20 protein-coding genes are annotated in these 22,290 nt (G+C 68.4%); 17 read left to right on the forward strand and 3 right to left on the reverse strand.

What is annotated here, in order from left to right; genetic code table 11:
• Positions 1 to 40: 40 nt before the first annotated feature.
• From BJ970_RS10945 to BJ970_RS11005, 13 genes are all read left to right on the forward strand, one after another.
• Positions 41 to 1,375 (forward strand): NADH-quinone oxidoreductase subunit D, encoded by a 1,335-nt coding sequence (locus BJ970_RS10945; RefSeq protein WP_184726161.1) that lies wholly within the window; start codon positions 41 to 43, stop codon positions 1,373 to 1,375.
• Entirely contained in the window at positions 1,372 to 2,139 is a 768-nt protein-coding gene (nuoE, locus tag BJ970_RS10950; RefSeq protein WP_184726162.1) for an NADH-quinone oxidoreductase subunit NuoE, read from the forward strand. The genes BJ970_RS10945 and nuoE overlap by 4 nt, the downstream gene beginning before the upstream one ends.
• 8 nt (positions 2,140 to 2,147) lie before the next feature.
• The gene (gene nuoF, locus BJ970_RS10955; protein WP_184726163.1) at positions 2,148 to 3,449 is read left to right on the forward strand and encodes an NADH-quinone oxidoreductase subunit NuoF; all 1,302 of its coding nucleotides are present in this window, start codon (positions 2,148 to 2,150) and stop codon (positions 3,447 to 3,449) included.
• Positions 3,446 to 5,995 carry an NADH-quinone oxidoreductase subunit G gene (locus BJ970_RS10960; RefSeq protein ID WP_184726164.1) on the forward strand — a complete coding sequence of 850 codons (2,550 nt, stop codon included), beginning with the start codon at positions 3,446 to 3,448 and terminating at the stop codon, positions 5,993 to 5,995. The genes nuoF and BJ970_RS10960 overlap by 4 nt, the downstream gene beginning before the upstream one ends.
• The gene (gene nuoH / locus BJ970_RS10965; protein ID WP_184726165.1) at positions 5,992 to 7,302 is read left to right on the forward strand and encodes an NADH-quinone oxidoreductase subunit NuoH; all 1,311 of its coding nucleotides are present in this window, start codon (positions 5,992 to 5,994) and stop codon (positions 7,300 to 7,302) included. Before BJ970_RS10960 ends, nuoH begins: the two co-directional genes overlap by 4 nt.
• The gene (nuoI, locus tag BJ970_RS10970; RefSeq protein WP_184726166.1) at positions 7,289 to 7,855 is read left to right on the forward strand and encodes an NADH-quinone oxidoreductase subunit NuoI; all 567 of its coding nucleotides are present in this window, start codon (positions 7,289 to 7,291) and stop codon (positions 7,853 to 7,855) included. The genes nuoH and nuoI overlap by 14 nt, the downstream gene beginning before the upstream one ends.
• Positions 7,852 to 8,805 (forward strand): NADH-quinone oxidoreductase subunit J, encoded by a 954-nt coding sequence (locus tag BJ970_RS10975; RefSeq protein ID WP_184726167.1) that lies wholly within the window; start codon positions 7,852 to 7,854, stop codon positions 8,803 to 8,805. Before nuoI ends, BJ970_RS10975 begins: the two co-directional genes overlap by 4 nt.
• On the forward strand, positions 8,802 to 9,101 hold the full coding sequence (gene nuoK / locus BJ970_RS10980; protein ID WP_093155324.1) for an NADH-quinone oxidoreductase subunit NuoK: 300 nt from the start codon (positions 8,802 to 8,804) through the stop codon (positions 9,099 to 9,101). The genes BJ970_RS10975 and nuoK overlap by 4 nt, the downstream gene beginning before the upstream one ends.
• 38 nt (positions 9,102 to 9,139) lie before the next feature.
• Positions 9,140 to 11,143, forward strand: coding sequence for an NADH-quinone oxidoreductase subunit L (nuoL, locus tag BJ970_RS10985; protein ID WP_221467787.1), 2,004 nt, complete (start codon positions 9,140 to 9,142; stop codon positions 11,141 to 11,143).
• Positions 11,144 to 11,219: 76 nt separating this feature from the next.
• Entirely contained in the window at positions 11,220 to 12,797 is a 1,578-nt protein-coding gene (locus BJ970_RS10990) for an NADH-quinone oxidoreductase subunit M (RefSeq protein WP_184726168.1), read from the forward strand.
• A gap of 32 nt (positions 12,798 to 12,829) precedes the next feature.
• Positions 12,830 to 14,380, forward strand: coding sequence for an NADH-quinone oxidoreductase subunit NuoN (gene nuoN / locus BJ970_RS10995; RefSeq protein ID WP_221467110.1), 1,551 nt, complete (start codon positions 12,830 to 12,832; stop codon positions 14,378 to 14,380).
• Positions 14,381 to 14,426: 46 nt separating this feature from the next.
• Positions 14,427 to 15,455, forward strand: coding sequence for a polyprenyl synthetase family protein (locus tag BJ970_RS11000; RefSeq protein ID WP_312864209.1), 1,029 nt, complete (start codon positions 14,427 to 14,429; stop codon positions 15,453 to 15,455).
• Positions 15,456 to 15,681: 226 nt separating this feature from the next.
• The gene (locus BJ970_RS11005) at positions 15,682 to 16,755 is read left to right on the forward strand and encodes a sunset domain-containing protein (protein WP_184726169.1); all 1,074 of its coding nucleotides are present in this window, start codon (positions 15,682 to 15,684) and stop codon (positions 16,753 to 16,755) included.
• A gap of 86 nt (positions 16,756 to 16,841) precedes the next feature.
• Here the strand turns inward: BJ970_RS11005 and BJ970_RS11010 are convergent, their stop codons facing one another.
• Positions 16,842 to 17,285 (reverse strand): Lrp/AsnC family transcriptional regulator, encoded by a 444-nt coding sequence (locus BJ970_RS11010; RefSeq protein WP_184726170.1) that lies wholly within the window; start codon positions 17,283 to 17,285, stop codon positions 16,842 to 16,844.
• A 74-nt stretch (positions 17,286 to 17,359) separates the two neighbouring features.
• Between BJ970_RS11010 and ddaH the strand changes: the two genes are divergently transcribed.
• Together ddaH and htpX are read left to right on the forward strand one after the other, a co-directional pair.
• The gene (gene ddaH / locus BJ970_RS11015; protein WP_184726171.1) at positions 17,360 to 18,214 is read left to right on the forward strand and encodes a dimethylargininase; all 855 of its coding nucleotides are present in this window, start codon (positions 17,360 to 17,362) and stop codon (positions 18,212 to 18,214) included.
• Between the two features lie 351 nt (positions 18,215 to 18,565).
• A complete protein-coding gene (gene htpX / locus BJ970_RS11020; protein WP_184726172.1) occupies positions 18,566 to 19,441 on the forward strand; it encodes a zinc metalloprotease HtpX in 876 nt (291 codons plus the stop codon).
• An 18-nt stretch (positions 19,442 to 19,459) separates the two neighbouring features.
• Here htpX and rfbA read toward each other — a convergent pair whose 3' ends face one another.
• Both rfbA and BJ970_RS11030 read right to left on the reverse strand, forming a co-directional pair.
• Positions 19,460 to 20,344 carry a glucose-1-phosphate thymidylyltransferase RfbA gene (rfbA, locus tag BJ970_RS11025; RefSeq protein ID WP_184726173.1) on the reverse strand — a complete coding sequence of 295 codons (885 nt, stop codon included), beginning with the start codon at positions 20,342 to 20,344 and terminating at the stop codon, positions 19,460 to 19,462.
• A gap of 21 nt (positions 20,345 to 20,365) precedes the next feature.
• The gene (locus BJ970_RS11030) at positions 20,366 to 20,857 is read right to left on the reverse strand and encodes a YajQ family cyclic di-GMP-binding protein (RefSeq protein WP_184726174.1); all 492 of its coding nucleotides are present in this window, start codon (positions 20,855 to 20,857) and stop codon (positions 20,366 to 20,368) included.
• Between the two features lie 375 nt (positions 20,858 to 21,232).
• Here BJ970_RS11030 and BJ970_RS11035 point away from each other — a divergent pair, with 375 nt between their 5' ends.
• Both BJ970_RS11035 and BJ970_RS11040 read left to right on the forward strand, forming a co-directional pair.
• Positions 21,233 to 21,994 carry a RelA/SpoT domain-containing protein gene (locus BJ970_RS11035; RefSeq protein WP_184726175.1) on the forward strand — a complete coding sequence of 254 codons (762 nt, stop codon included), beginning with the start codon at positions 21,233 to 21,235 and terminating at the stop codon, positions 21,992 to 21,994.
• Complete coding sequence (locus tag BJ970_RS11040) at positions 21,981 to 22,277, forward strand: hypothetical protein (RefSeq protein WP_184726176.1); 297 nt, start codon at positions 21,981 to 21,983, stop codon at positions 22,275 to 22,277. Before BJ970_RS11035 ends, BJ970_RS11040 begins: the two co-directional genes overlap by 14 nt.
• Positions 22,278 to 22,290: the final 13 nt, after the last annotated feature.

Consider the following 22,290-nt stretch of genomic DNA (forward strand, 5'->3'; position numbering starts at 1 on the left):
AAACCGGCGGACGGCAGCACACCGCGGAGAGGTGCTGGAGATGACTACGGAATCATTGGCCGACACCGGACTCGGCGAAGCGCAGTCGCGGGAAACCACCGAGGGCCGGGTCTACACCGTCACCGGCGGCGACTGGGACGAGTTCATCGACGAGACCGCCGGCGAGGAGCGGGTCGTCATCAATCTCGGCCCGCAGCACCCGTCCACCCACGGCGTGCTGCGTCTGGTGCTGGAGCTCGAAGGTGAGACGGTCACCAAGGCCCGCTCCGTGATCGGCTACCTGCACACCGGCATCGAGAAGAACACCGAGTACCGCGCCTGGACGCAGGGCGTCACCTTCGTGACGCGGATGGACTACCTGGCGCCGCTGCACAACGAGGCCGCCTACTGCATGGCGGTGGAGAAACTACTGGGCATCGAGGTGCCCAAGCGGGCCGAGGTGTTCCGGGTGCTGCTGATGGAGCTCAACCGGATCTCCTCGCACCTGGTCTTCCTGGCCACCGGCGCGATGGAGCTGGGCGCCACCACCGGCATGACCTACGGCTTCCGCGAGCGCGAAGAAGTCCTGCACCTGCTGGAGTACCTGACGGGCCTGCGGATGAACCACGCGTTCATCCGGCCTGGCGGCGTCGCCCAGGACCTCCCGGCGGATTACCGGGAGAAGATCCTCAATTTCGTCAAGGTGATGGACAAGCGGCTGCCGGACTACGACAAGCTGTTCACCGGCCAGCCGATCTGGAAGCAGCGACTCAAGGACGTCGGCTACCTGCCGCTGGACGGCGCCCTGCAGCTCGGCGTCACCGGGCCCCTGCTGCGCGCCACCGGGCTGCCGTGGGACCTCCGCAAGATCCAGCCGTACTGCGGCTACGAGGACTACGAGTTCGAGGTGCCCACCAGCACCGACGCCGACTGCTACGCCCGGTATCTGCTGCGCCTGGAGGAGATGCACCAGTCGCTGAAGATCATCCGGCAGTGCGTGGACAGGTTCGAACCCGGCCCGCACATGGTGTCGGACGCCAAGATCGCGTGGCCGGCGAAGCTGAGCATCGGCCCGGACGGCATGGGCAACTCCCTGGAGCACGTCCGCAGGATCATGGGCCAGTCGATGGAGTCGCTGATCCACCACTTCAAGCTGGTGACCGAGGGCTTCGACGTGCCGCCGGGCCAGGTCTACGTGCCGATCGAGTCGCCGCGCGGCGAGCTCGGCTACCACGTGGTCTCCGACGGCGGTACCCGGCCGATGCGGGTGCACGTGCGGGATCCCAGTTTCGTGAACCTGCAGGCGATGCCCGCGATGTGCGAAGGCGGACTGGTGGCCGATGTGATCGCGTCGGTCGCCTCCATCGACCCGGTGATGGGCGGGGTGGATCGATGACCGAACAGTTCGAGTTCACCACGACGGAAGCGACCAAGCTGACCGCCGAGGCCGGAGACCTTTCCGGGGTGTTCGGCGAGGATGTGCGGGCCGACGCGACGCAGATCATCGGGCGGTACCCGGAGTCCCGGTCGGCGCTGCTGCCGATGCTGCACCTGGTGCAGTCCGTGCAGGGGTACGTCAGCGCCGAGGGGATCCAGTTCTGCGCCGAGCAGTTGGCGTTGTCCACCGCGGAGGTCAGCGCGGTCGCGACGTTCTACACCATGTACAAGCGCAAGCCCTGCGGCCAGCACCTGGTGAGCGTCTGCACCAACACGATGTGCGCGACGCTCGGCGGCGACGCGATCTACCGGAAGCTCGGCGAGCACCTGGGGGTCGGGCACGACGAGACCGCCGGGACGCCCGGCGAAGAGGGCTCGATCACCCTGGAGCACGCCGAGTGCCTGGCCGCGTGCGACTTCGCCCCGGTGTTGCAGGTCAACTACGAGTACTACGACAACCAGTCGCCCGAGCAAGCGCTGGAACTCGTGAAGGCGTTGCAGCGCGGGGAGAAACCGGCACCGACGCGCGGTCCCGCGCTCTCCGACTTCCGCGGCGCCGAACGCCAGCTGGCGGGCTTCTTCGACGACCTGGAGTCCACCGTGGCTGGACCGTCGGCCGCGGTCGAGACGGTGCGCGGCGCGCAGTTGGCCCACGAGCGCGGCTGGATCGCGCCGAGCATGCCCGACGACGTGGAACTGCCGCCGCTGCCGGAGAAGAAGTGAGGGTGGCCATGATCGAACCCAGCACCAGCCCGGTGACCCCGGTACTGACGAAGCGGTGGCTGTCCCCGAATTCCTGGACGCTGCGCACCTACGAGCAGCTGGAGGGCTACACCGCGCTGCGCAAGGCGTTGGCGGCGCATCCCGACCAGCTCATCGAACTGGTCAAGTCCGCCGGGCTGCGCGGTCGCGGCGGCGCCGGGTTCCCGGCCGGCGTGAAGTGGAGCTTCATGCCCAAGGATCCGGTCAAGCCGCATTACCTGGTCATCAACGCCGACGAGGGCGAGCCGGGGACCTGCAAGGACATCCCGCTGATGATGGCCGACCCGCATTCGCTGATCGAGGGCTGCATCATCGCCAGCTACGCGATGCGCGCCAACCACTGCATGATCTACGTGCGAGGCGAGGCGCTGCACCCGATCCGGCGGCTGAACAACGCGGTCCGCGAGGCCTACCAGGCCGGATACCTCGGCAAGAACATCCTCGACTCCGGTTTCGACCTGGACATCGTGGTGCACGCCGGCGCGGGTGCCTACATCTGCGGCGAGGAAACCGCGCTGCTCGACTCGCTGGAGGGCAAGCGCGGGCAGCCGCGGCTGAAGCCGCCGTTCCCGGCGGCCGCCGGGCTCTACGCCTGCCCGACCACGGTGAACAACGTCGAGACGATCGCGTCGGTGCCCTTCATCGTCAACGGCGGCGCGGACTGGTTCCGCAAAATGGGCACCGAGAAGTCGCCCGGCCCGAAGATCTACTCGATCTCCGGGCACGTCGAGCGGCCCGGCCAGTACGAGGCGCCGCTGGGCACCACGCTGCGCGGTCTCCTGGAGCTGGCGGGCGGCATGAAGGACGGCGTCCCGCTGAAGTTCTGGACGCCGGGCGGCTCGTCGACCCCGCTGTTCACCGCCGAGCACCTCGACGTGCCGCTGGACTTCGAAGGCGCCGCCGAGGCCGGGTCGATGCTGGGCACCACCGCGGTGATGGTGTTCAACGAGACGGTTTCGGTGCCGTGGGCCGTGATGAAGTGGACCCAGTTCTACGAGCACGAGTCCTGCGGCAAGTGCACGCCGTGCCGGGAGGGCACCTACTGGCTGGCGCAAGTGCTGGAACGAATGGTCGACGGGCGCGGCACCGAGGAGGACATCGACACCCTCCTGGACGTCTGCGACAACATCTTCGGCCGCTCGTTCTGCGCCCTCGGCGACGGCGCGGTCAGCCCGATCACCAGCGGCATCAAGTACTTCCGCGAGGAATTCCTCGCGCTGTGCGAGAAGAACAAGACCGGCGAGCCGACACTGGTAGGAGCGGCCCGATGACGGTGGCACCCAGCTCTCAAGACACCGCAGAAGCCCGTCCGCTGCCGCCCGGCCACGTCCGCCTGACCATCGACGGCATCGAGGTCGTGGCGCCCAAGGGTGAGCTTTTGATCCGCACCGCCGAGCGGATGGGCATCACCATTCCGCGGTTCTGCGACCACCCGCTGCTGGACCCGGCCGGGGCCTGCCGGCAGTGCCTGGTCGAGGTCGAGATGGGCGGGCGGCCGATGCCCAAGCCGCAGGCGTCCTGCACCATGACCGTCGCCGACGGCATGGTGGTCAAGACGCAGGTGACCTCGCCGGTGGCGGACAAGGCGCAGCAGGGCGTGATGGAGCTGCTGCTGATCAACCACCCGCTCGACTGCCCGATCTGCGATAAGGGCGGCGAGTGCCCGCTGCAGAACCAGGCGTTGAAGCACGGCCGCGCGGAGTCCCGCTTCCGCGACACGAAGCGGACCTTCCCCAAACCGGTGCCGATCTCCTCGCAGGTGCTGCTGGACCGCGAGCGCTGCGTGCTGTGTCAGCGCTGCACCCGATTTTCCAAGCAGGTGGCCGGGGATCCGTTCATCGAGCTGCTGGAGCGCGGGGTGTTGCAGCAGATCGGCATCGGCGAGCAGCAGCCGTTCCAGAGCTACTTCTCCGGCAACACCATTCAGATCTGCCCGGTCGGGGCGCTGACCAGCGCGGCCTACCGGTTCCGGTCCCGGCCGTTCGACCTGGTGTCGACGCCCGGCCAGTGCGAGCACTGCGCGTCGGGCTGCGAGATCCGCAACGACTGGCGGCGCGGCAAGGTGATGCGCCGGCTCGCCGGGGACGACCCGGAGGTGAACGAGGAGTGGATCTGCGACAAGGGCCGGTTCGCCTTCCGCTACGCCACCGCCAACGACCGGATCACCCGGCCGCTGGTCCGGCAGGACGGCGAACTCCGCCCCGCTTCGTGGACCGAGGCGCTGCAAGCCGCCGCGAAGGGGCTGGCCGACGCGCGTGACGCCAACGGCGTCGGAGTGCTGCCCGGCGGACGGCTGACCATCGAGGACGCCTACGCCTACTCGAAGTTCGCGCGGATCACGTTGCGCACCAACGACATCGACTACCGGGCCCGGCCGCACTCCGATGAGGAGCTGCGCTTCCTGGAGTCCACTGTGGTCGGTACGACACCGGACACCGGGGTGACCTACCGGGAACTGGAGTCCGCGCCCGCCGTGCTGTGCGTGGCGTTCGAGCCGGAAGAGGAATCGCCGATCGTCTTCCTGCGGCTGCGCAAGGCGGCCCGCAAGCGCGGAACCAAGGTTTTCCACGTCGGCCCGTGGTCCTCGCCGGGCGTGGAGAAGACGACGGTCATCGTGCACGACGGCGGCCCGGTCCGAACCGGATCGCTGGTGCCCTGCGTGCCGGGCGGCGAGGCCGCGGCGCTGCGCGCGCTGCCGTCCGATGTGGACGAAGAATTGCGGCAGCCGGGAGCGGTCCTCATCGTCGGCGAGCGAGCCGCGGAGGTACCCGGCCTGTACTCGGAGGTTCTGCGCACGGCCGAGCGGACCGGCGCCCGGGTCGCGTGGATCCCGCGCCGGGCCGGGGAACTCGGCGGGATCGAGGCCGGTGCCCTCCCGACGCTGCTGCCCGGGGGCCGCCCGGTGGCCGATGCGGCCGCACGCGCCGAGCTGGAACGGGCATGGGGCCTCGGCCCCGACACCCTGCCCGCCGCTTCCGGGCGGGACCTCACTGGAATCCTCACCGCAGCGGCCACCGGGGCGCTCTCCGGGCTGGTCGTCGGCGGGGTCGACCCGAACGACCTGCCCGACCCGGCGCTGGCCGACAAGGCGCTGCGCCGCGCGGACTTCGTGGTCAGCCTGGAGCTGCGGCCGAGCGCGGTCACCGAGCACGCCGACGTGGTGCTGCCCATCGCGCCGAGCGTCGAGAAGTCCGGCAGCTACCTGAACTGGGAAGGCCGCCGGCGCGAGTTCAGCACGACCATCGAAGGCACCGGCGCGCTGCCGGACTGCCGGGTGCTCGACACGCTCGCCGTCGAGATGGACGCGGACCTGTTCACGCAGACCCCGGCCGCCGTCGGCGCCGAACTCGCCCGCATCGGGCCGTACCTCGGTACCGGGCTGCCGGCACCGGACGAACCGCCGGCACCGGTACCGGGCCCCGGCCCGGGGCAGGCCGTGCTGGCCACCTGGCGGCAGCTGCTCGACAACGGGTCGCTGCAGGCCGACGAGCCGAACCTGGCGGGCACCGCGCGGCGCATCGTCGCGGTGCTCTCGCCGCGCACCGCGCAGCGGATCGGGCTCGGCCACGCGCAGCGCATCGAGATCCGCACCGCCAAGGGCGCGATCGTGCTCGCGGCGGAGCTCGCCGAAATGCCCGACGACGTGGTATGGCTGCCCGCCGACTCCGGGTCGTCGAAGGTGCACCGGACCCTGGGCGTCGGCCACGGCGCGGTCGTCGACATCGCCGCGGTCGCGCCGCTTTACCCCGCGTCCGGCAACGGCCAAGCGCCCGCCGCCGACGGCGGTGCGACCCACCTCGACGGGGGGAGAGCATGACCAGAACCGCGGAACTGCTCGCCGACGATCCGCTCTGGCTGATCCTGCTGAAGGTCCTGGCGATCTTCGTATTCCTGGTCGTCATGACGCTGCTCACGATCTGGGCCGAGCGCCGGGTGATCGGCCGGATGCAGCACCGGCCCGGCCCCAACCGGGCGGGCCCCTTCGGGCTGCTGCAATCGTTGGCGGACGGCCTGAAGCTGGCGTTCAAGGAGGACATCCGGCCGGTGCTGGCCGACAAGTGGGTGTACTTCCTGGCCCCGGTGATCTCGGCGACGCCCGCGCTGGTGTCGTTCTCGGTGATCCCGATCGGCCCCGAGGTCACCATCTTCGGCCAGCGGACCGCGTTGCAACTCGTCGACCTGCCGGTCGGCCTGCTGGTCGTGCTGGCCTGCGCCTCGATCGGCGTCTACGGCATCGTGCTGGCCGGCTGGGCCTCCGGCTCGCCGTATCCGCTGCTCGGCTCGCTGCGCTCGGCCGCGCAGGTGATCTCCTACGAGATCGCGATGGGCCTGTCGTTCGTCGCGGTGATCATGTATTCGGGCACGCTGTCCACCTCGGGCATCGTCGAGGCGCAGACCAACGGCTGGTTCTTCCTGCTGCTGCCGTTCAGCTTCGCGGTTTACGTGGTGTCCATGGTCGGCGAGACCAACCGCGCGCCGTTCGACCTGCCAGAGGCGGAGTCGGAGCTCGTCGGCGGGTTCCACACCGAGTACTCGTCGCTAAAGTTCGCGCTGTTCTTCCTGGCCGAGTACATCAACATGGTCACCGTCTCGGCGCTGGCGACCACGCTGTTCCTCGGTGGCTGGCACGCCCCGTGGCCGCTGTCGCTGATCGGCGACGGGGTGCTCAACACCGGCTGGTGGCCGGTGCTGTGGTTCCTCGGCAAGACGGTGGCGTTCCTGTTCTTCTTCATCTGGCTGCGCGGCACGCTGCCCCGCCTGCGCTACGACCAGTTCATGAGCCTGGGCTGGAAGTTCCTGGTCCCGCTCAGCCTGGTGTGGATCATCGCGGTGACGGTGATCCGCGCGCTGCGCAACGGTGAGGCGGTCACCTCGCAGCAGTTCCTCATCGGCGGCGGCATCGTGATCGCGGTCCTGCTGGCGGCGACGTTCCTGATCCCGGACCGCAAACCGCCCAAGGACGCCGACGAGCTCCCGCTGGCCGGCAGCGATTACCCGGTTCCGCCGCTGGACCTGGAAGTCCCCAAGACCCCGCCGCGCCGCACCCCGGTGCACAGCGGTGCCGGCACCGCCGGCGAGGTCGCGGGTCCGGAAGGCGAGGAGGCGCCTCATGGGAATGTTTGATCCGATCAAGGGCTTCGGCGTCACCTTCGGCACCATGTTCAAGAAGGTCGTCACCGAGGAATATCCCGAGGTCAAGAAGATCCCGGCGCCCCGGTTCCACGGCCGCCACCAGCTCAACCGGCACCCGGACGGGTTGGAGAAGTGCGTGGGCTGCGAGTTGTGTGCGTGGGCGTGCCCGGCCGACGCGATCTTCGTGGAGGGCGGGAACAACACCGAAGAGGCCCGGTACTCGCCCGGCGAGCGCTACGGCAAGGACTACCAGATCAACTACCTGCGGTGCATCGGCTGCGGGTTGTGCATCGAAGCCTGCCCGACGCGGGCGCTGACGATGACCAACGAATACGAAACCGCCGACGACAACCGCCAGGACCTGATCTACACCAAGGAGGACCTGCTGGCGCCCCTGCTGTCCGGCATGGAGCAGCCGCCGCACCCGATGCGGCTGGGCAACGACGAGCAGGACTACTACGTGCGCGGTCCCGAGCTGGCGCGGCAGCGCGGGGTTCCGGCGGAAGAAACGGTCGAGTCAGGGCACGAGGAGGCCGCGAGATGATCGTCGAAGCGGCGCAGTTCCTCGCGCAGGCCCAGGGCACCGTGAGCACCGGTGAGACGGTGGCCTTCTGGGTGCTCGGCCCGCTGGCGCTGGTCGGCGCGCTGGGTATGGTGTTCGCCCGCAACGCGGTGCACTCCGCGCTGTGGCTGGCGCTGACGATGCTCTGCCTCGGCGTGCTCTACATGGTGCAGAGCGCCCCGTTCCTCGGGTTCACCCAGATCATCGTCTACACCGGCGCGATCATGATGCTGTTCCTGTTCGTGCTGATGATGGTCGGCCGGGACTCCTCGGACTCGGTGGTCGAGGTGCTGCGCGGGCAGCGGTTGTGGGCCGGCATCGGCGGCATCGGTTTGGCCGCCCTGCTGGCGGCCGGGCTGGCGCGGGCGCTGACCGCGGTGCAGCCCGCCCCGCCGCTGGACCCGTGGACCCCGGCCGGTGGCGGCGCGGGCGGCCTGGGCCGGTTGATCTTCACCTATTACCTCTTCCCGTTCGAGCTGACCTCGGCGCTGTTGATCACCGCCGCCGTAGGCGCGATGGTGCTGGCCTACGGCGGCAAGGGCCGGGGTCCGCGGTTGGGCCAGAAGGAGCGGGCCAACGCTCGGTTCCGCGGCGCCCGCCCATCGCCGCTGCCCGGCCCCGGCGTGTACGCGACGGCCAACTCGGTGGCCGTCCCGGCCCTTTTGCCGGACGGTTCGGTGGCGCCGGAGTCGCTATCCGAACTGCTGGAGAATCTGCCCGCGGACCGGCTCAGTGCGGAGCGCCGGGCCGTGTCCGGTGCCGAGCCGGGGCCCGATCCGCACGCCCTGACCGGCGACCACCCCGAGTCGGCAACACCGGTGCCCGAAGAGCAGGACCCGGAACTCCCGCCGCGCGCCAACGGCAAGGGCGTGCCGCATCGCGGAAACGGCCAGGAGTCCGAGCACGTCTCCTCCGAGGAGGTCCGGCAGTGACCCCTACCTATTACCTGCTGCTGTCGGCGTTGCTGTTCACCATCGGCGCCGTCGGCGTGCTGGTGCGACGCAACGCGATCGTGGTCTTCATGTGCATCGAGCTGATGCTCAACGCGGTCAACCTGACGCTGGTGACCTTCGCCCGCATCGAGGGTTCGGTGCACGGGCAGGTCATGGCCTTCTTCGTGATGGTGGTCGCGGCGGCCGAGGTGGTGGTCGGCCTGGCCATCATCATGTCGATCTTTCGGACGCGTCGCTCGGCCTCGGTCGATGACGCCAACCTGCTGAAGTACTGAGAGGGCGCGTGGTGACGGCAACGACGACTAACGCGGCGATGAATACCGGTGCCTTCCTCGCCGCGGACAGCCCGGACGTGCTCGGCGCGGTCGGCGGGATCCAGCAGAACGCCTGGCTGCTGATCGCTTTCCCGGCGCTGGGCGCGTTGATCCTGCTCGTCGCCGGGCGCCGGGCCAACGGCTGGGGGCACATCCTCGGCTGCGCCACCGTGATCGCGTCCTTCGTCTACGGGGCGCTGCTGTTCGGCTCGCTCCTCGGGTTCCCGGCGGAATCCGGGCGGGTGCGGGACCTGCACCTGTACTCCTGGATCCCGGTCAACGCCCTGCAGGTCGACTTCGGGCTCCGGATCGATCCACTGTCGATGGTGTTCGTGCTGCTGATCACCGGCGTCGGAGCGCTGATCCACATCTACTCGATCGGCTACATGGCACACGACCAGGAAGGCCGCACCGGGCGGGAGAACACCGAGCGCCGCCGCTTCTTCGGCTACCTCAACCTGTTCGTCGCCGCGATGCTCATCCTGGTGCTGGGCAACGGCTTCGTGACCCTGTACCTGGGTTGGGAAGGCGTCGGCCTGGCCTCGTACCTGCTGATCGGCTTCTGGCAGAACCGGCCGTCGGCCGCCGCGGCGGCGACCAAGGCGTTCGTGATGAACCGGGTCGGCGACGTCGGGTTGGCGCTGGCGATCTTCCTGCTGTTCGCCAACCTCGGCACCACGCAATACAGCGAGGTCTTCGCCCGCGCCGGGGAGCTTTCGCCGGGCGTGCTGCTGGCGATCACGCTGCTGCTTTTGCTTGGCGCCTGCGGCAAATCCGGCCAGGTGCCGCTGCAGGCGTGGTTGCCGGACGCGATGGAGGGCCCGACCCCGGTGTCCGCGCTGATCCACGCCGCAACCATGGTCACCGCGGGGGTGTACCTGATCGCGCGTTCCAGCCCGCTGTACACGCTTTCGCCCGGCGGGCAGCTGGCGGCCACCATCGTCGGCGCGGTGACGCTGCTGGTCGGTTGCATCATCGGGTGCGCCTACGACGACATCAAGAAGGTCCTGGCGTACTCCACGGTCAGCCAGATCGGCTACATGATGCTGGCCGTCGGGCTCGGTCCGGCCGGGTACGCGCTGGGCATCATGCACCTGCTCACCCACGGTTTCTTCAAGGCCGGGCTGTTCCTCGGGGCCGGGTCGGTGATGCACGGCATGAACGACGAGGTCGACATGCGCAAGTTCGGCGGCCTCTACCGGTTCATGCCGATCACCTTCGTCACCTTCGGGCTCGGCTACCTGGCGCTGATCGGCTTCCCGTTCCTGTCCGGGTACTACTCGAAGGACGCGATCATCGAGGCGGCGTTCGGTCAGGAGGGCTGGCGGGGCTGGGTCTTCGGCGGCGCGGCGATGCTGGGCGCGGCGATCACCGCGTTCTACATGACCCGCTTGGTGCTGATGACGTTCTTCGGCGCGAAGCGCTGGGAGAACTTGAAGGCCAGCAACGGAAAGGACTTCCACCCGCACGAGTCGCCCGCGGTGATGACCGCGCCGATGATCGTGCTCGCCGTCGGGTCGATCGCGGCGGGCATGTTCTTCGCCGGTGGCGACCGGCTGACCGGTTTCCTGGCGCCATCACTGGGCGAGCTGCAGGAGCCCACGCACACCGCGATCCCGCACTCGATGATCCCGCTGCTGACCGTCGTGCTTTCCGCGCTGGGCGTACTGATCGCCTGGCTGGTGGTCGGTCGTAAGCCGGTGCCGGTGGAGCGTCCGCAGCGGGTGTCGCCGATTGTCCGCGCGGCCCGCGCGGATCTGGGCGGCAACGCGCTGAACAACGCGCTGGCGGTGCGCCCGGCGTTCGGCCTGGCGCGCGGTCTGGTCACTGTGGACAGCAGGGGCGTCGACGGCGCGGTCAACGGCATCGCCGGGTTCCTCGGCTTCAGCTCCGGGCGCTTGCGCCGGTGGCAGACCGGCTTCGTCCGGTCCTACGCCCTGTCCATGCTCTTCGGCGGCATCGTGGTGATCGCCGCCCTGATGGTGGTGGGGATCCCGACATGAGCACGCGCGGGCTCGAAGCGCCCAATTTTAGGCAAATTCGGAACGCGGGTGCGCGACGTTGCACGGAGGAGATCCGATGACCCTGCTCCTCGCACTGATACTGCTGCCGATCGTCGGGTCGGTGGTGGTGGCGGCGCTGCGCGGCAACGCGGCGACGGCCAAGTGGACCGCGCTCGGATTCTCCCTGGCGGAGCTAGTGATCGCGGGCGCGGCCTGGTTCGCCTACGACCCGGCGGGCCCGCGGCTGCAACTCACCAGCTCGGTGGAGTGGATCCCGGCCTTCGACATCCGGCTCTCGTTCGGCATGGACGGCATCGCGCTGGTGATGATCGCGGTGATCGCGCTGCTCACCCCGCTGGTGCTGGGCTACAGCTGGGGCGAGCGCCTGCCGGCCGGGCGCACCCACGGCGGCTTCTTCTCGTTGCTGCTGCTGGAGCAGGCCCTGACGGTGGCGGTGTTCGCCGCGACCGACGTGTTCCTGTTCTACGTGCTCTTCGAGATCATGCTGATCCCGATGTACTTCCTCATCGGCGGGTACGGCGGCGAGAACCGCACCTACGCCGCGGTGAAGTTCTTCCTGTACTCGTTCCTCGGCGGCCTGATCATGCTGGCCTCGGCGATCGGCGCGTACGTCTACTGCGCGCAGGTCACCGGGCGCGGCACGTTCGACTGGGCCTCGCTGGTGCCGGTGCTCTCCGGCGCGCCGGCCAGCGTGCAGGTATGGCTGTTCCTCGGGTTCTTCACGGCTTTCGCCATCAAGGCGCCGCTGATCCCGTTCCACACCTGGCTGCCGGACGCTGCGCAGCAAGCGCCGATCGGCGTCGCGGTGATCGTCGTCGGCGTGCTCGACAAGGTCGGCACCTTCGGCTTCCTGCGCTACAGCCTGCCGATGACGCCGGAAGCGTCGAAACTACTGGCTCCGTTGCTGCTGGTGCTCGCGGTGCTTGGCGTGCTTTACGGCTCGCTCGCGGCGTTCGGCCAGAGCGACTTCAAGCGCTTCATCGCCTACGTGTCCATCGCGCACTTCGGCTTCATCGCGCTGGGCATCTTCGCGTTCACTTCGCAAGCGCAGGTCGGCGCGGTGTCGTACATGATCAACCACAGCATCGCGACCGGCATGCTGATCCTGGTGCTCGGCATGGTGATCGCTCGCGGTGGCTCCACCCGGATCGCCGACTACGGCGGCATGGCGAAGGTGGCACCGCTGCTGGCCGGCACGCTGCTGATCGCCGGACTGACCACCCTTTCGCTGCCCGGGACGAACTCGTTCATCAGCGAGTTCCTGGTGCTCATCGGCTCGTTCCGGACGCAGCCGGGCTACGCGGTCCTGGCCACCATCGGCATGGTGCTGGCCGCCGTCTACGTGCTGTGGCTGTACCAGCGGACGATGCAGGGCCCGGTGCGCGGCGACGCGCTGCTGGGCACCGCCGGCGGGCCAGGCGCGGTGACCGACCCGAACAAGCCCGACGCGCACCGGCGACGGGTGCCCGACCTCAACGCCCGCGAGATCGCGGTGCTGACTCCGCTGATCGTGTTGGTGCTCGCGTTGGGCTTCTACCCGAAGCCGGTGTTGGACGTGATCACCCCTTCGGTCGCGGCAACCATGAGCGAGGTCGGCGTCACCGACCCCGTGACCTCGCAGGGAGGTAACTGACAGTGGGTGCTTTGACGCAGGGGTGGGGTGCCATGACACAGGTGCCGTCCGTGCAGATCCCGCCGATCGACTACGCGGCCGTCGCGCCGCTCCTGGTGATCCTCGGCGCGGCCTGCCTGGCGATCCTCGTCGAGGCGTTCCTGCCGCGGCACCAGCGCTGGTCGGTGCAGGTGGGACTGAGCCTGCTGGCGATCGTGGTCGCCCTGGTGGCACTGGCCATGTACGCCCGTGCGGGAAACGCCGGTGTGACCACGCTGGCCGACAGCCTTGCGATCGACCCGCCCACGCTCTTCCTCTGGGGCACCCTGCTCGCGCTCGGGCTGACCGCGATCCTGCTGATCGCGGACCGCTCGGTAGAGCCCGGCGGCGCGTTCGTCGCCGAGTCGCGGGCGGCCGACGGGCCCGGTGCGATGAGCCGCGCGACCGCCGCCGTCGCGGGGATGCGCACCGAGGTCTTCCCGCTGGCCCTGTTCTCGCTCGGCGGGATGATGGTGTTCTGCGCGGCGAACGACCTGCTGACCATGTTCATCGCGCTCGAAGTGCTGAGCCTTCCGCTGTACCTGATGTGTGGACTGGCCAAGCGGCGCAGGTTGCTGTCGCAGGAGGCGGCGGTCAAGTACTTCCTGCTCGGCGCGTTCGCCTCGGCGTTCTTCCTGTATGGCCTGGCCCTGCTCTACGGCTACGCCGGTTCGGTGAAGCTGCAGGCCATCGCGGACGCCACCGCCGGCTCGGACCGCTCGGACACCCTGCTGTTCGCCGGGCTGGGTCTGCTGCTGGTGGGCCTGCTGTTCAAGGCTTCGGTGGGCCCGTTCCACACCTGGACCCCGGACGTCTACCAGGGCGCGCCGACCGCGGTCACCGGTTTCATGGCCGCCTGCACGAAGGTCGCCGCGTTCGGCGCGATCTTGCGGGTGTTGCAGGTCGCATTCCACGCCTCCAGCTGGGAGTGGCGGGGTGTGCTGTGGGCGGTCGCGATCGCCTCGATGGTCATCGGCGTCGTACTCGGCCTGACCCAGCGCGATATCAAGCGGATGATCGCCTACTCCTCGGTCGCGCACGCCGGATTCATGCTGATCGGGGCGCTGGCGATGACCGGCCGCGGCCTGGCGGGCACGCTTTTCTACCTGCTGGCCTACGGGTTCACCACGATCGCCGTGTTCGCGGTGATCAGCCTGGTGCGCAGGGCCGATGGTGAGGCAACTCACCTTTCGGACTGGGCCGGGCTGGCCAAGCGTTCGCCGTTGGTCGCCGCGGTGTTCACCTTCCTGTTGTTCGCTCTCGCCGGTATCCCGCTGACGAGCGGTTTCGTCGGGAAGTTCGTCGTTTTCGAGGCGGCGCTGGCGGATGGCATGGCGCCGCTGGTGGTGGTCGCCCTGGTGGCCAGTGCGGTTGCGGCCTTCTTCTACCTTCGTGTCATCGTGCTGATGTACTTCAGCGAACCCGCCGCGGACGGCCCCACCGTCAGCGTGCCGGGTGCGTTCACGACAGCCGCGATCACGCTCGGTGTGGTCGTCACGCTGTTGCTGGGCGTGCTGCCGACTCTGGCTCTGGACTGGGCGAACGTCGGCGGCTTCGTGTCGTAGAGTGCTCGCCCGTAGGGCGACCAGGGGGAGCGAAGGCGACGGTGACGTGAGCAGGCCAGCGGGTGACCCGATCAGTGAGCTGACCACGGGAGGATCGGGCGGGATCGCCATCGCCGACGAGGCGTTGGCCGATTCCGTGCGGCGGGGCATGGCTCGGGTGGAGCGGCTGCTGCACGATTCGGTGCAGAGCGAGTTCAAGTTCGCCACCCGCACCTCGCTGCACCTGGTGGAAGCCGGCGGTAAGCGGTTCCGGCCACTGTTCACGCTGTTGGCCGCGCAGTTCGGCGACCCGACGACGGACGAAGTGATCAAGTCCGCGGCGGTGGTCGAGATGATCCACCTCGCCACCCTCTACCACGACGACGTGATGGACGAGGCGACCATGCGGCGCGGCGCGACCAGCGCCAACGCCCGCTGGGACAACTCGGTGGCGATCCTGACCGGCGACTTCCTGTTCGCCCAGGCGTCTCGGCTGATCGCCGATCTCGGCGCCGCGGCGGTCCGGCGGATGGCCAGCACCTTCGAGGCGCTCGTCACCGGCCAGATGCGGGAGACCGTCGGGGTCGCCGCGGACGAGGACGCCGTCGAGTTCTACCTGAAGGTGATCTACGAGAAGACCGGTTCGCTGATCGCCACGGCCGGCCGGTTCGGCGCCTGGTTCTCCGGGGCCGACGAGGCGCACACCGAAGCGCTGGAGCGCATCGGCCGGATTCTGGGCACCGCTTTCCAGATCTCCGACGACATCATCGACATCGCCTCGCCGGCCAAGGAGTCCGGCAAGACGCCCGGCACCGACCTCCGCGAGGGGGTGCGGACGCTGCCGATGCTGTACGCGCTAACCGATGCGGACACCGGTACGCGGCTGCGCGAACTGCTGGACCGGCCACTGACCTCGGACCCCGAGGTCGACGAGGCCTTGGGGCTGCTGCGCGCATCCAACGGGCTGGCGCGCACCCGCGCGACCCTGGACGAGTACGCCGACAATGCCCGCAAGGAACTCGCTTCGCTGCCGGACGTTGCGGCCCGTGAAGCGCTGTCGACGCTGGTCGACTACGTGGTGGCGCGAACCCGCTGAGGCCGTCCCGATCTCGGGTACTGGCAAGCACCGCAGCCCGGGGGCTGTGGCTGCGAATCGGGCGGCAACCGACGGCTCCCAGTCGCGAAGCGTGCCCCAAAGTTGTGGCGCGACCACCCTCACGTGTCACGAGCCGGTCAAGCCGGGCCTTTGCCGGGGTTCCACGTGGTAGGTATCGCGGGAAGAACTTGCGGTGCTGCCGGAGCCCGGAGGAGGGACATCGCTCGTGATCACCTGGCTGTTCACCCAGGTGTGGCTGTGGAGCCTCGCCGCGTTCGCGTTTGGGGCGCTGATCACCTGGCTGCTCTTCGTCCGGCCGCTGCGACGCCGCTTGGTCGAAGGCACCGCCCCGCACCCGGCGGACGAGTACGAACACGACCAGTCGAACGGGTTTGAGGAGCGCGATGCGCCGCTGGATCTGCTGCGACCGGTGACCCGAGACCGGGACCCGGAGGAGGAACCGGAGGTCGGCGACTGGGGCCGGGCACCGCGCGCTTGGGTTGCGCCGAACCAGGCCCGAGCCGCCCGGCCCGACGCCGACAGTACGTGGTTTCGCGAGTGGGACGAGCGCGTGAACGGAGTCGGAGTGCACGGCGACGACGTCGCAGTTGCCGCCGTGCAGCCGCGCGTTCCGCCAGCACTGGAGTCCCAGGCACCGACAGGCCCGAAGGCCGCGGAGCCGAAGGCGGGTGTGGAATCGCCTGCTGCGCAAGCCAAGGCGGCGGTGCCGTTCGAGGATGAGCAGTCGACGGAGTTCGCGGCGATGTGGCCGAACGCGGAGCCCGAGACGACGACGTCGTCGGTGCCCGCGTGGGCGTCCGAGGATGCGGCACCCGCCACGGAGACAGCGAGGGTGGAGCAGGCGGAGCCGGAACCCTCGGAGCCGCATGACGAGGAGTCGCGGATTCCCGGATGGCCACGAGGTGCGGACGACGCGACGGAGTCGCGGTTGTCCGGGCATTTGCGGTCGCTGTTCGAGTCGGTGGAGCCGCGAGGCGCCGACGACGCGGCGCAGTCCCTGTCGCCGATCGGAGCAGACGCGACGGAGGTGATCCCGAAGTTCGAGGACGGTGGTGCGGCGGAGCCGCCGCCGTTGCCGCGGCGTACGCCCGGCGCCGGGCCGCGGCCCGGCCGAGAGGTCGGCTCGGGGCCGATGATCAAGGGGCACTCCGCGTCCCGGCAGTACCACAGCCCCGAATCACCGGCGTACGACAAGATCGTCCCCGACGTCTGGTTCCGCACGGCGGGCGATGCGGAGATCGCCGGCTTCGAACCCTGGAACGGCAAACGCGCCACCTGAGCCCTCCGGACACCGGGCCGACGTTCCCGCAGGCCGGTGGGCGTAGGTACGCAAGCTTCCGGAACAGGCGAAGCAGCTCTTGGCGTTCACTCCGGCTGCGGTTGGCGCTCCAGGAGTCGGGAGAGCACCACCGTGGACACTGTCCGGTTCACGAACTCGACCGAGCGCAGCCGTTCCATCGCCGATTCGAGGTGGTGGATGTTCGCCGCGCGCAGATGCACGATCGCATCCGCCTGCCCGGACACGGTGTAGGCCGCGACCACCTCCGGCAGCGGCTCCAGCCCGGTGCGGATCCGGTGCGCAGGAACATTGCCATCGCAGTGCACCTCCACGAACGCCTCCGTTCCCCAGCCCAGCGCCTCGGGGTCCACGACGGCGGTGAATCCTTGCAACACGCCCAGATCCAGCAGTTTGTCCACCCGCCGCTTCACCGCAGGCGCGGACAGGCCGACATCGGCCCCGATTTCCGCATAGCTCGCCCGCGCGTCGGCCACCAGGCGAGAAATGATTCGTTGGTCCAAGGCGTCCATACGCAACATTCTGCCGCAAAAAACGAACATCGCGTTGTTGATAGCTGGTTTGGCCACCACTTAGATTTCGATTCATGACGGTCACCGCCGGACAGGCTGTAGCAACCCTGGCGTCGCCCCACGCCACCACGCGGCGCTACGTGATGTGCGCGCCCAAGTACTTCACCGTCGAGTACTCGATCAACCCGTGGATGGACCCCGGCGCGCCGGTGGACGTCGACCTGGCGATGCTCCAGTGGGCGGAGCTGAGGCGCACCTACGAGCGGCTCGGGCACCTCGTCGAGGTCGTCGAGCCGCAGCCCGGACTGCCCGACATGGTGTTCGCGGCCAACTCGGCGACCGTCATCGACGGACGGGTGCTGGGCGCTCGGTTCCGCGCGCCGCAGCGTGCCGCCGAGGCCGAGCACTTCCGCCGCTGGTTCATCACCCGCGGCTACCGGAACGTGGTCATGCCGTCCCGGATCAACGAAGCCGAGGGCGACTTCGCCTGGACCGGCCGAGTGCTGCTGGCCGGCAGCGGGTTCCGCACCGATCCCGAGGCCCACGCCGAGGCCCAAGAGGCGCTCGGGGTGCCAGTGGTGTCGCTGCGCCTGGTCGACCCGCGCTACTACCACCTGGACACCGCGCTGTTCGTGCTGGAGTGCGGCGAGCGGGCGCAGATCGCCTACTTCCCGGGGGCGTTCTCGTCCGGTTCGCGCCGCGTGCTGGAGCGGATGTTCCCGGACGCCGTGATCGCCGACGCGGCCGACGCGGCCTGCCTCGGCTTGAACGGGGTGTCCGACGGTCGGCACGTGGTGCTGCCGGCGGAGGCGACCGGGCTCGCCGCGCAGCTGGCCGCTCGCGGCTACGAGCCGATTTTGCTGGGCATCTCCGAGCTCCGGAAGTCCGGCGGCGGCCCGAAATGCTGCACGCTCGAACTCCACGCCTGAGGGGGCGGGGACGCGAAGGGCGCCGTTGACCAGCAACGGCACCCTTCGCCACGGTCGACGGCGAACTACTGCTCCAGGATCGCCTGCACACCGAGTTCGATGTTGATGGTGGGGCCGACCATGGCGATGCCCTTGGCCAAGGTGGCCTGCCAGTTGACCGGTCATGCTAAGCGGGGCGTGTTGCGAACCGATCACCTCGGGACGTTGGCTTCAGCACATCCGCTCAGCGGAACTACGACTCGCGCCGGGTCGTTTTCTGGGTGACCTTCGAAATATTTGGAAAGGTGTCACGAGCGGCGATCCGGATGTCCCAATAGGCACCGGTTGAGCCCTTGGGCGGAGGCAGGCACGGTGCACAGTCACGTCAACGGTTTAAAGACCGCGCTGCTGCTCGGCGGTATGAGCGCGCTGGTGCTGCTGGTCGGGTCGATCTTCGGCCGCGCCGGCCTGATCATCGCGCTCTTCGTGGCGTTGGGGATGAACGGCTACGCGTACTTCAACTCGGCCAACCTGGCGCTGCGCGCGATGCGCGCCCGCCCGGTGTCGGAGGCCGAGCAGCCCGCCATGTACCGGATCGTGCGCGAGCTGGCGACCTCGGCGCGGCAGCCGATGCCCGCGCTCTACATCAGCCCGACGCGGGCGCCCAACGCCTTCGCCACCGGCCGAAACCCCCGAAACGCCGCCGTGTGCTGTACCGCCGGGATCCTCGAACTGCTTAACGAGCGCGAGCTGCGCGCCGTGCTCGGGCACGAGCTCTCGCACGTCTACAACCGCGACATCCTGATCTCCAGCGTGGCCGGGGCATTGGCCAGCGTGGTCACTTTCCTCGCCAACTTCGGGCTGTTCCTCGGCATGTTCGGCGGCCAGGACGATGACCGGCCCAACCCGTTCGCGATGCTGCTGGTGGCGCTGCTCGGCCCGATCGCGGCGGCCGTCGTGCAGATGGCCGTCAGCCGCTCCCGCGAGTACCAGGCCGATGCGTCCGGGGCCCAGCTGACCGGCGACCCACTCGCACTGGCCTCCGCCCTGCGCAAGCTGGAGCGCGGCACCCAGCAGGCGCCGCTTGCCCCGGAGCCCCAACTGGTGTCGCAGTCGCACTTGATGATCGCCAACCCGTTCCGCCCCGGCGAGCGGCTGGCCCGGCTGTTCTCCACCCACCCGCCGATGGACGATCGCATTCGCCGGCTGGAGGGCATGGCGGGCTACCAGCTCCCCCCGGCCTGGTGACGGCGGACCGTTCGGCGCTCAGGCGCTGCGGGCCCCGGAGCGGCGGGCGACCTCCATCACGTATTCGCCGTAGCCCGACCTCGCCAGCGCGGTGCCCAGCTCGAAGCATTCCTCGGCCGAGATGTAGCCCATGCGCAGGGCGATTTCCTCCAGACACGCGATCCGCACGCCCTGCCGGTGCTCCAGTACCTGCACGAACTGCGACGCCTCGACGAGCGAGTCGTGGGTGCCGGTGTCCAGCCAGGCAAACCCGCGGCCGAGCTGCGTCAGCCGCGCCCGGCCGCGCTCCAGGTAGGCGAGGTTGACATCGGTGATCTCCAGTTCGCCGCGAGCCGAAGGCGTGAGCCCCTTGGCGATGTCGATCACTTCGTTGTCGTAGAAGTACAGGCCGGTGATGGCCATTTTGGACCGCGGGCGCTCCGGTTTCTCCACGATGGACACCAGACGGCCGTCGCCGTCCAGCTCACCGACGCCGTAGCGCTGCGGATCGCGGACCGGGTAGCCGAACAACGTGCAGCCGTCGAGTTCCTGGACGCACTGCTGGAGGATCCGGGAGAAGCCCTGCCCGTAGAAGATGTTGTCGCCAAGGACTAGCGCGACCGACTCGTCGCCGACGAAGTCCGCGCCGATCACGAACGCTTCGGCGAGTCCGTTGGGCTGGTCCTGTTCGGCGTATTGGATCCGGATGCCAAACCGCGACCCGTCCCCGAGCAGCCGCTGGAACAGCGGCATGTCGGCGGGGGTCGAGATGAGCAGCACCTCCCGGATGCCGGCCAGCATCAGCACCGACAGCGGGTAGTAGATCATCGGTTTGTCGTACACCGGTAACAACTGCTTGGACACGGCCTGCGTCAACGGGTGCAGCCGCGTCCCGTTGCCGCCCGCAAGCACGATCCCCTTCACCCGGATACCTCCAGCGGTGGATTACCGGAAATTCTCGAACTGGAGCGCGACATCGAAGTCGCTGGACTTCAGCAATTGGATCACGGCCTGCAGGTCGTCCTTCTTCTTGCCCGAAACCCGCAGCTGCTCGCCCTGGATCTGGGCCTGCACGCCCTTGGGGCCCTCGTCGCGGATCTTCTTGGAGATCTTCTTCGCGACGTCCTGCGAGATGCCCTGCACGACCTTGCCGGTGGCCTTGTAAATCTGGCCGGAGCTGGCGGGATCGCCCATGTCGAGCGCCTTCAGCGAGATGCCGCGCTTGATCAGCTTCTCCTTGAAGACGTCGATGGCGGCCTTGCAGCGCTCCTCGGTCTCCGACTCCAGCACCACGGCGTTCTCGCCCGACCACTGGATCTTCGAGCCGGTGCCCCGGAAGTCGAATCGGTTGGCGAGTTCCTTGGCCGCCTGGTTCAGCGCGTTGTCCACCTCTTGGTGGTCCACCTTGCTCACCACGTCGAACGACGGGTTTGCCACCTGTCTACCTCCCGTTGAGCCGAAGCAGCATATCTGCGAGAACACGCTACCGGGCAGCGCCATTCGAGTGGCCGCGGTCGTGGCAGGGCGCGGCGACGCGCAAAAAACCGACCCCGTGACCGGTCGGTCACGGGGTCGGTGCTACGAGTGCCAGGTAGAGGATTCGAACCTCCGAAGGCTCCCCGTTACATCGATCTTGACCAGCAAAAATGTATCCTAGCCTCGACCACGGATTGGCCACCGACACCGCGAAAGAGCGCCGCCAGAAGGCTACGGCCAAGCTGCTGGCCAGATGCACAGCACCACTGATGCAAGCGCGTCAGCCCAAGGAGGCGGTGACTTTCTGTTGTCGCGTCGTGACCGTATGCTTGCGCGATGCGGGGTCCCCAAGTAGCGCCTAAAGGCAGCCTGCCTTCCAAGACTCAGATCAACCTTGTTGGCAACCGCCTGAGAAAGATGGTTGACGCCGACAGCTATGAGTTGTTGGACAGTGAGGCCGTCGCCTCCGATAAAGGTCTACTCCAACTCTGGAGAGCTGTGCACCAGCCACCTTTGCTGAAGTTGCGGATCACGCTTCAACGGGTGGTGTCGTCGGAACTTGGTCCAGCTGGCAAGGGCAAAGTCAACCAGAGGCTGAAGACGGCCCCGAGTATCGTTGCCAAGCTCGCCCGCCTGAAGACGCGGCTCGCGGAGATGGAGGATCTTGGCGGATGTCGCGCAACGCTGCCAGACATGGAGACGCTAACAAACATTCGCGAACGCCTACTGGGTACAGCTAGCCTCAATATCGATTCGACAAAGGGCATCAAGGATTACACCGGTACCCCACAGATCGGGGGCTACCGGGCGGTCCATCTAGTCGCGCGGCGCGATGGGTGCAAGATCGAAATACAGCTAAGAACGCAGCGCCAGCAGGATTGGGCGCAAGACGTGGAGAGCTGGGACAGTGAGTTCGGATTCGACCTGAAGCATCAGAATGCCCCGGACAATGTAGTGCGGCTCTTCCGGCTACTCAGTGACGTTCTTTGGTATCAGGACTGTGGGGAACAGGTCCCATCAAGTATGCTCGCTGAGCTGGATGAACTTCAGGATCTTGTTGAGTTTGACCTGCTGGAGGGTGGACATGGAGGGCTCTAAGGCGGCTATGTGCTGGTTCCTTCTGTTCCACGACCGTCAGGCGAGCAAGTCCTGGCACTCGACCTTCGACAACGCCGAGAGCGCGGCCGCTGCCTACGACGAAGCTGAACGCAGCTACGCCGAATTGATCTTCGGGCACGCCCCGCGTATGGAGATCGTTTTGGTGGCTGGCGAGACCTTGGACGAGGTGAAGCGTGGTTACCCGCGCTACTTCCGCAGCGGTGGCCGTAGCGACCGTCGACGTCTACTCATGCAGCAGACACGCTCTCTTGCGCACACTTGAGGCACCCCTGACC

Source organism: Saccharopolyspora phatthalungensis (genome assembly GCF_014203395.1).
In the GTDB taxonomy this organism is placed as follows: Bacteria; Actinomycetota; Actinomycetes; order Mycobacteriales; family Pseudonocardiaceae; genus Saccharopolyspora; species Saccharopolyspora phatthalungensis.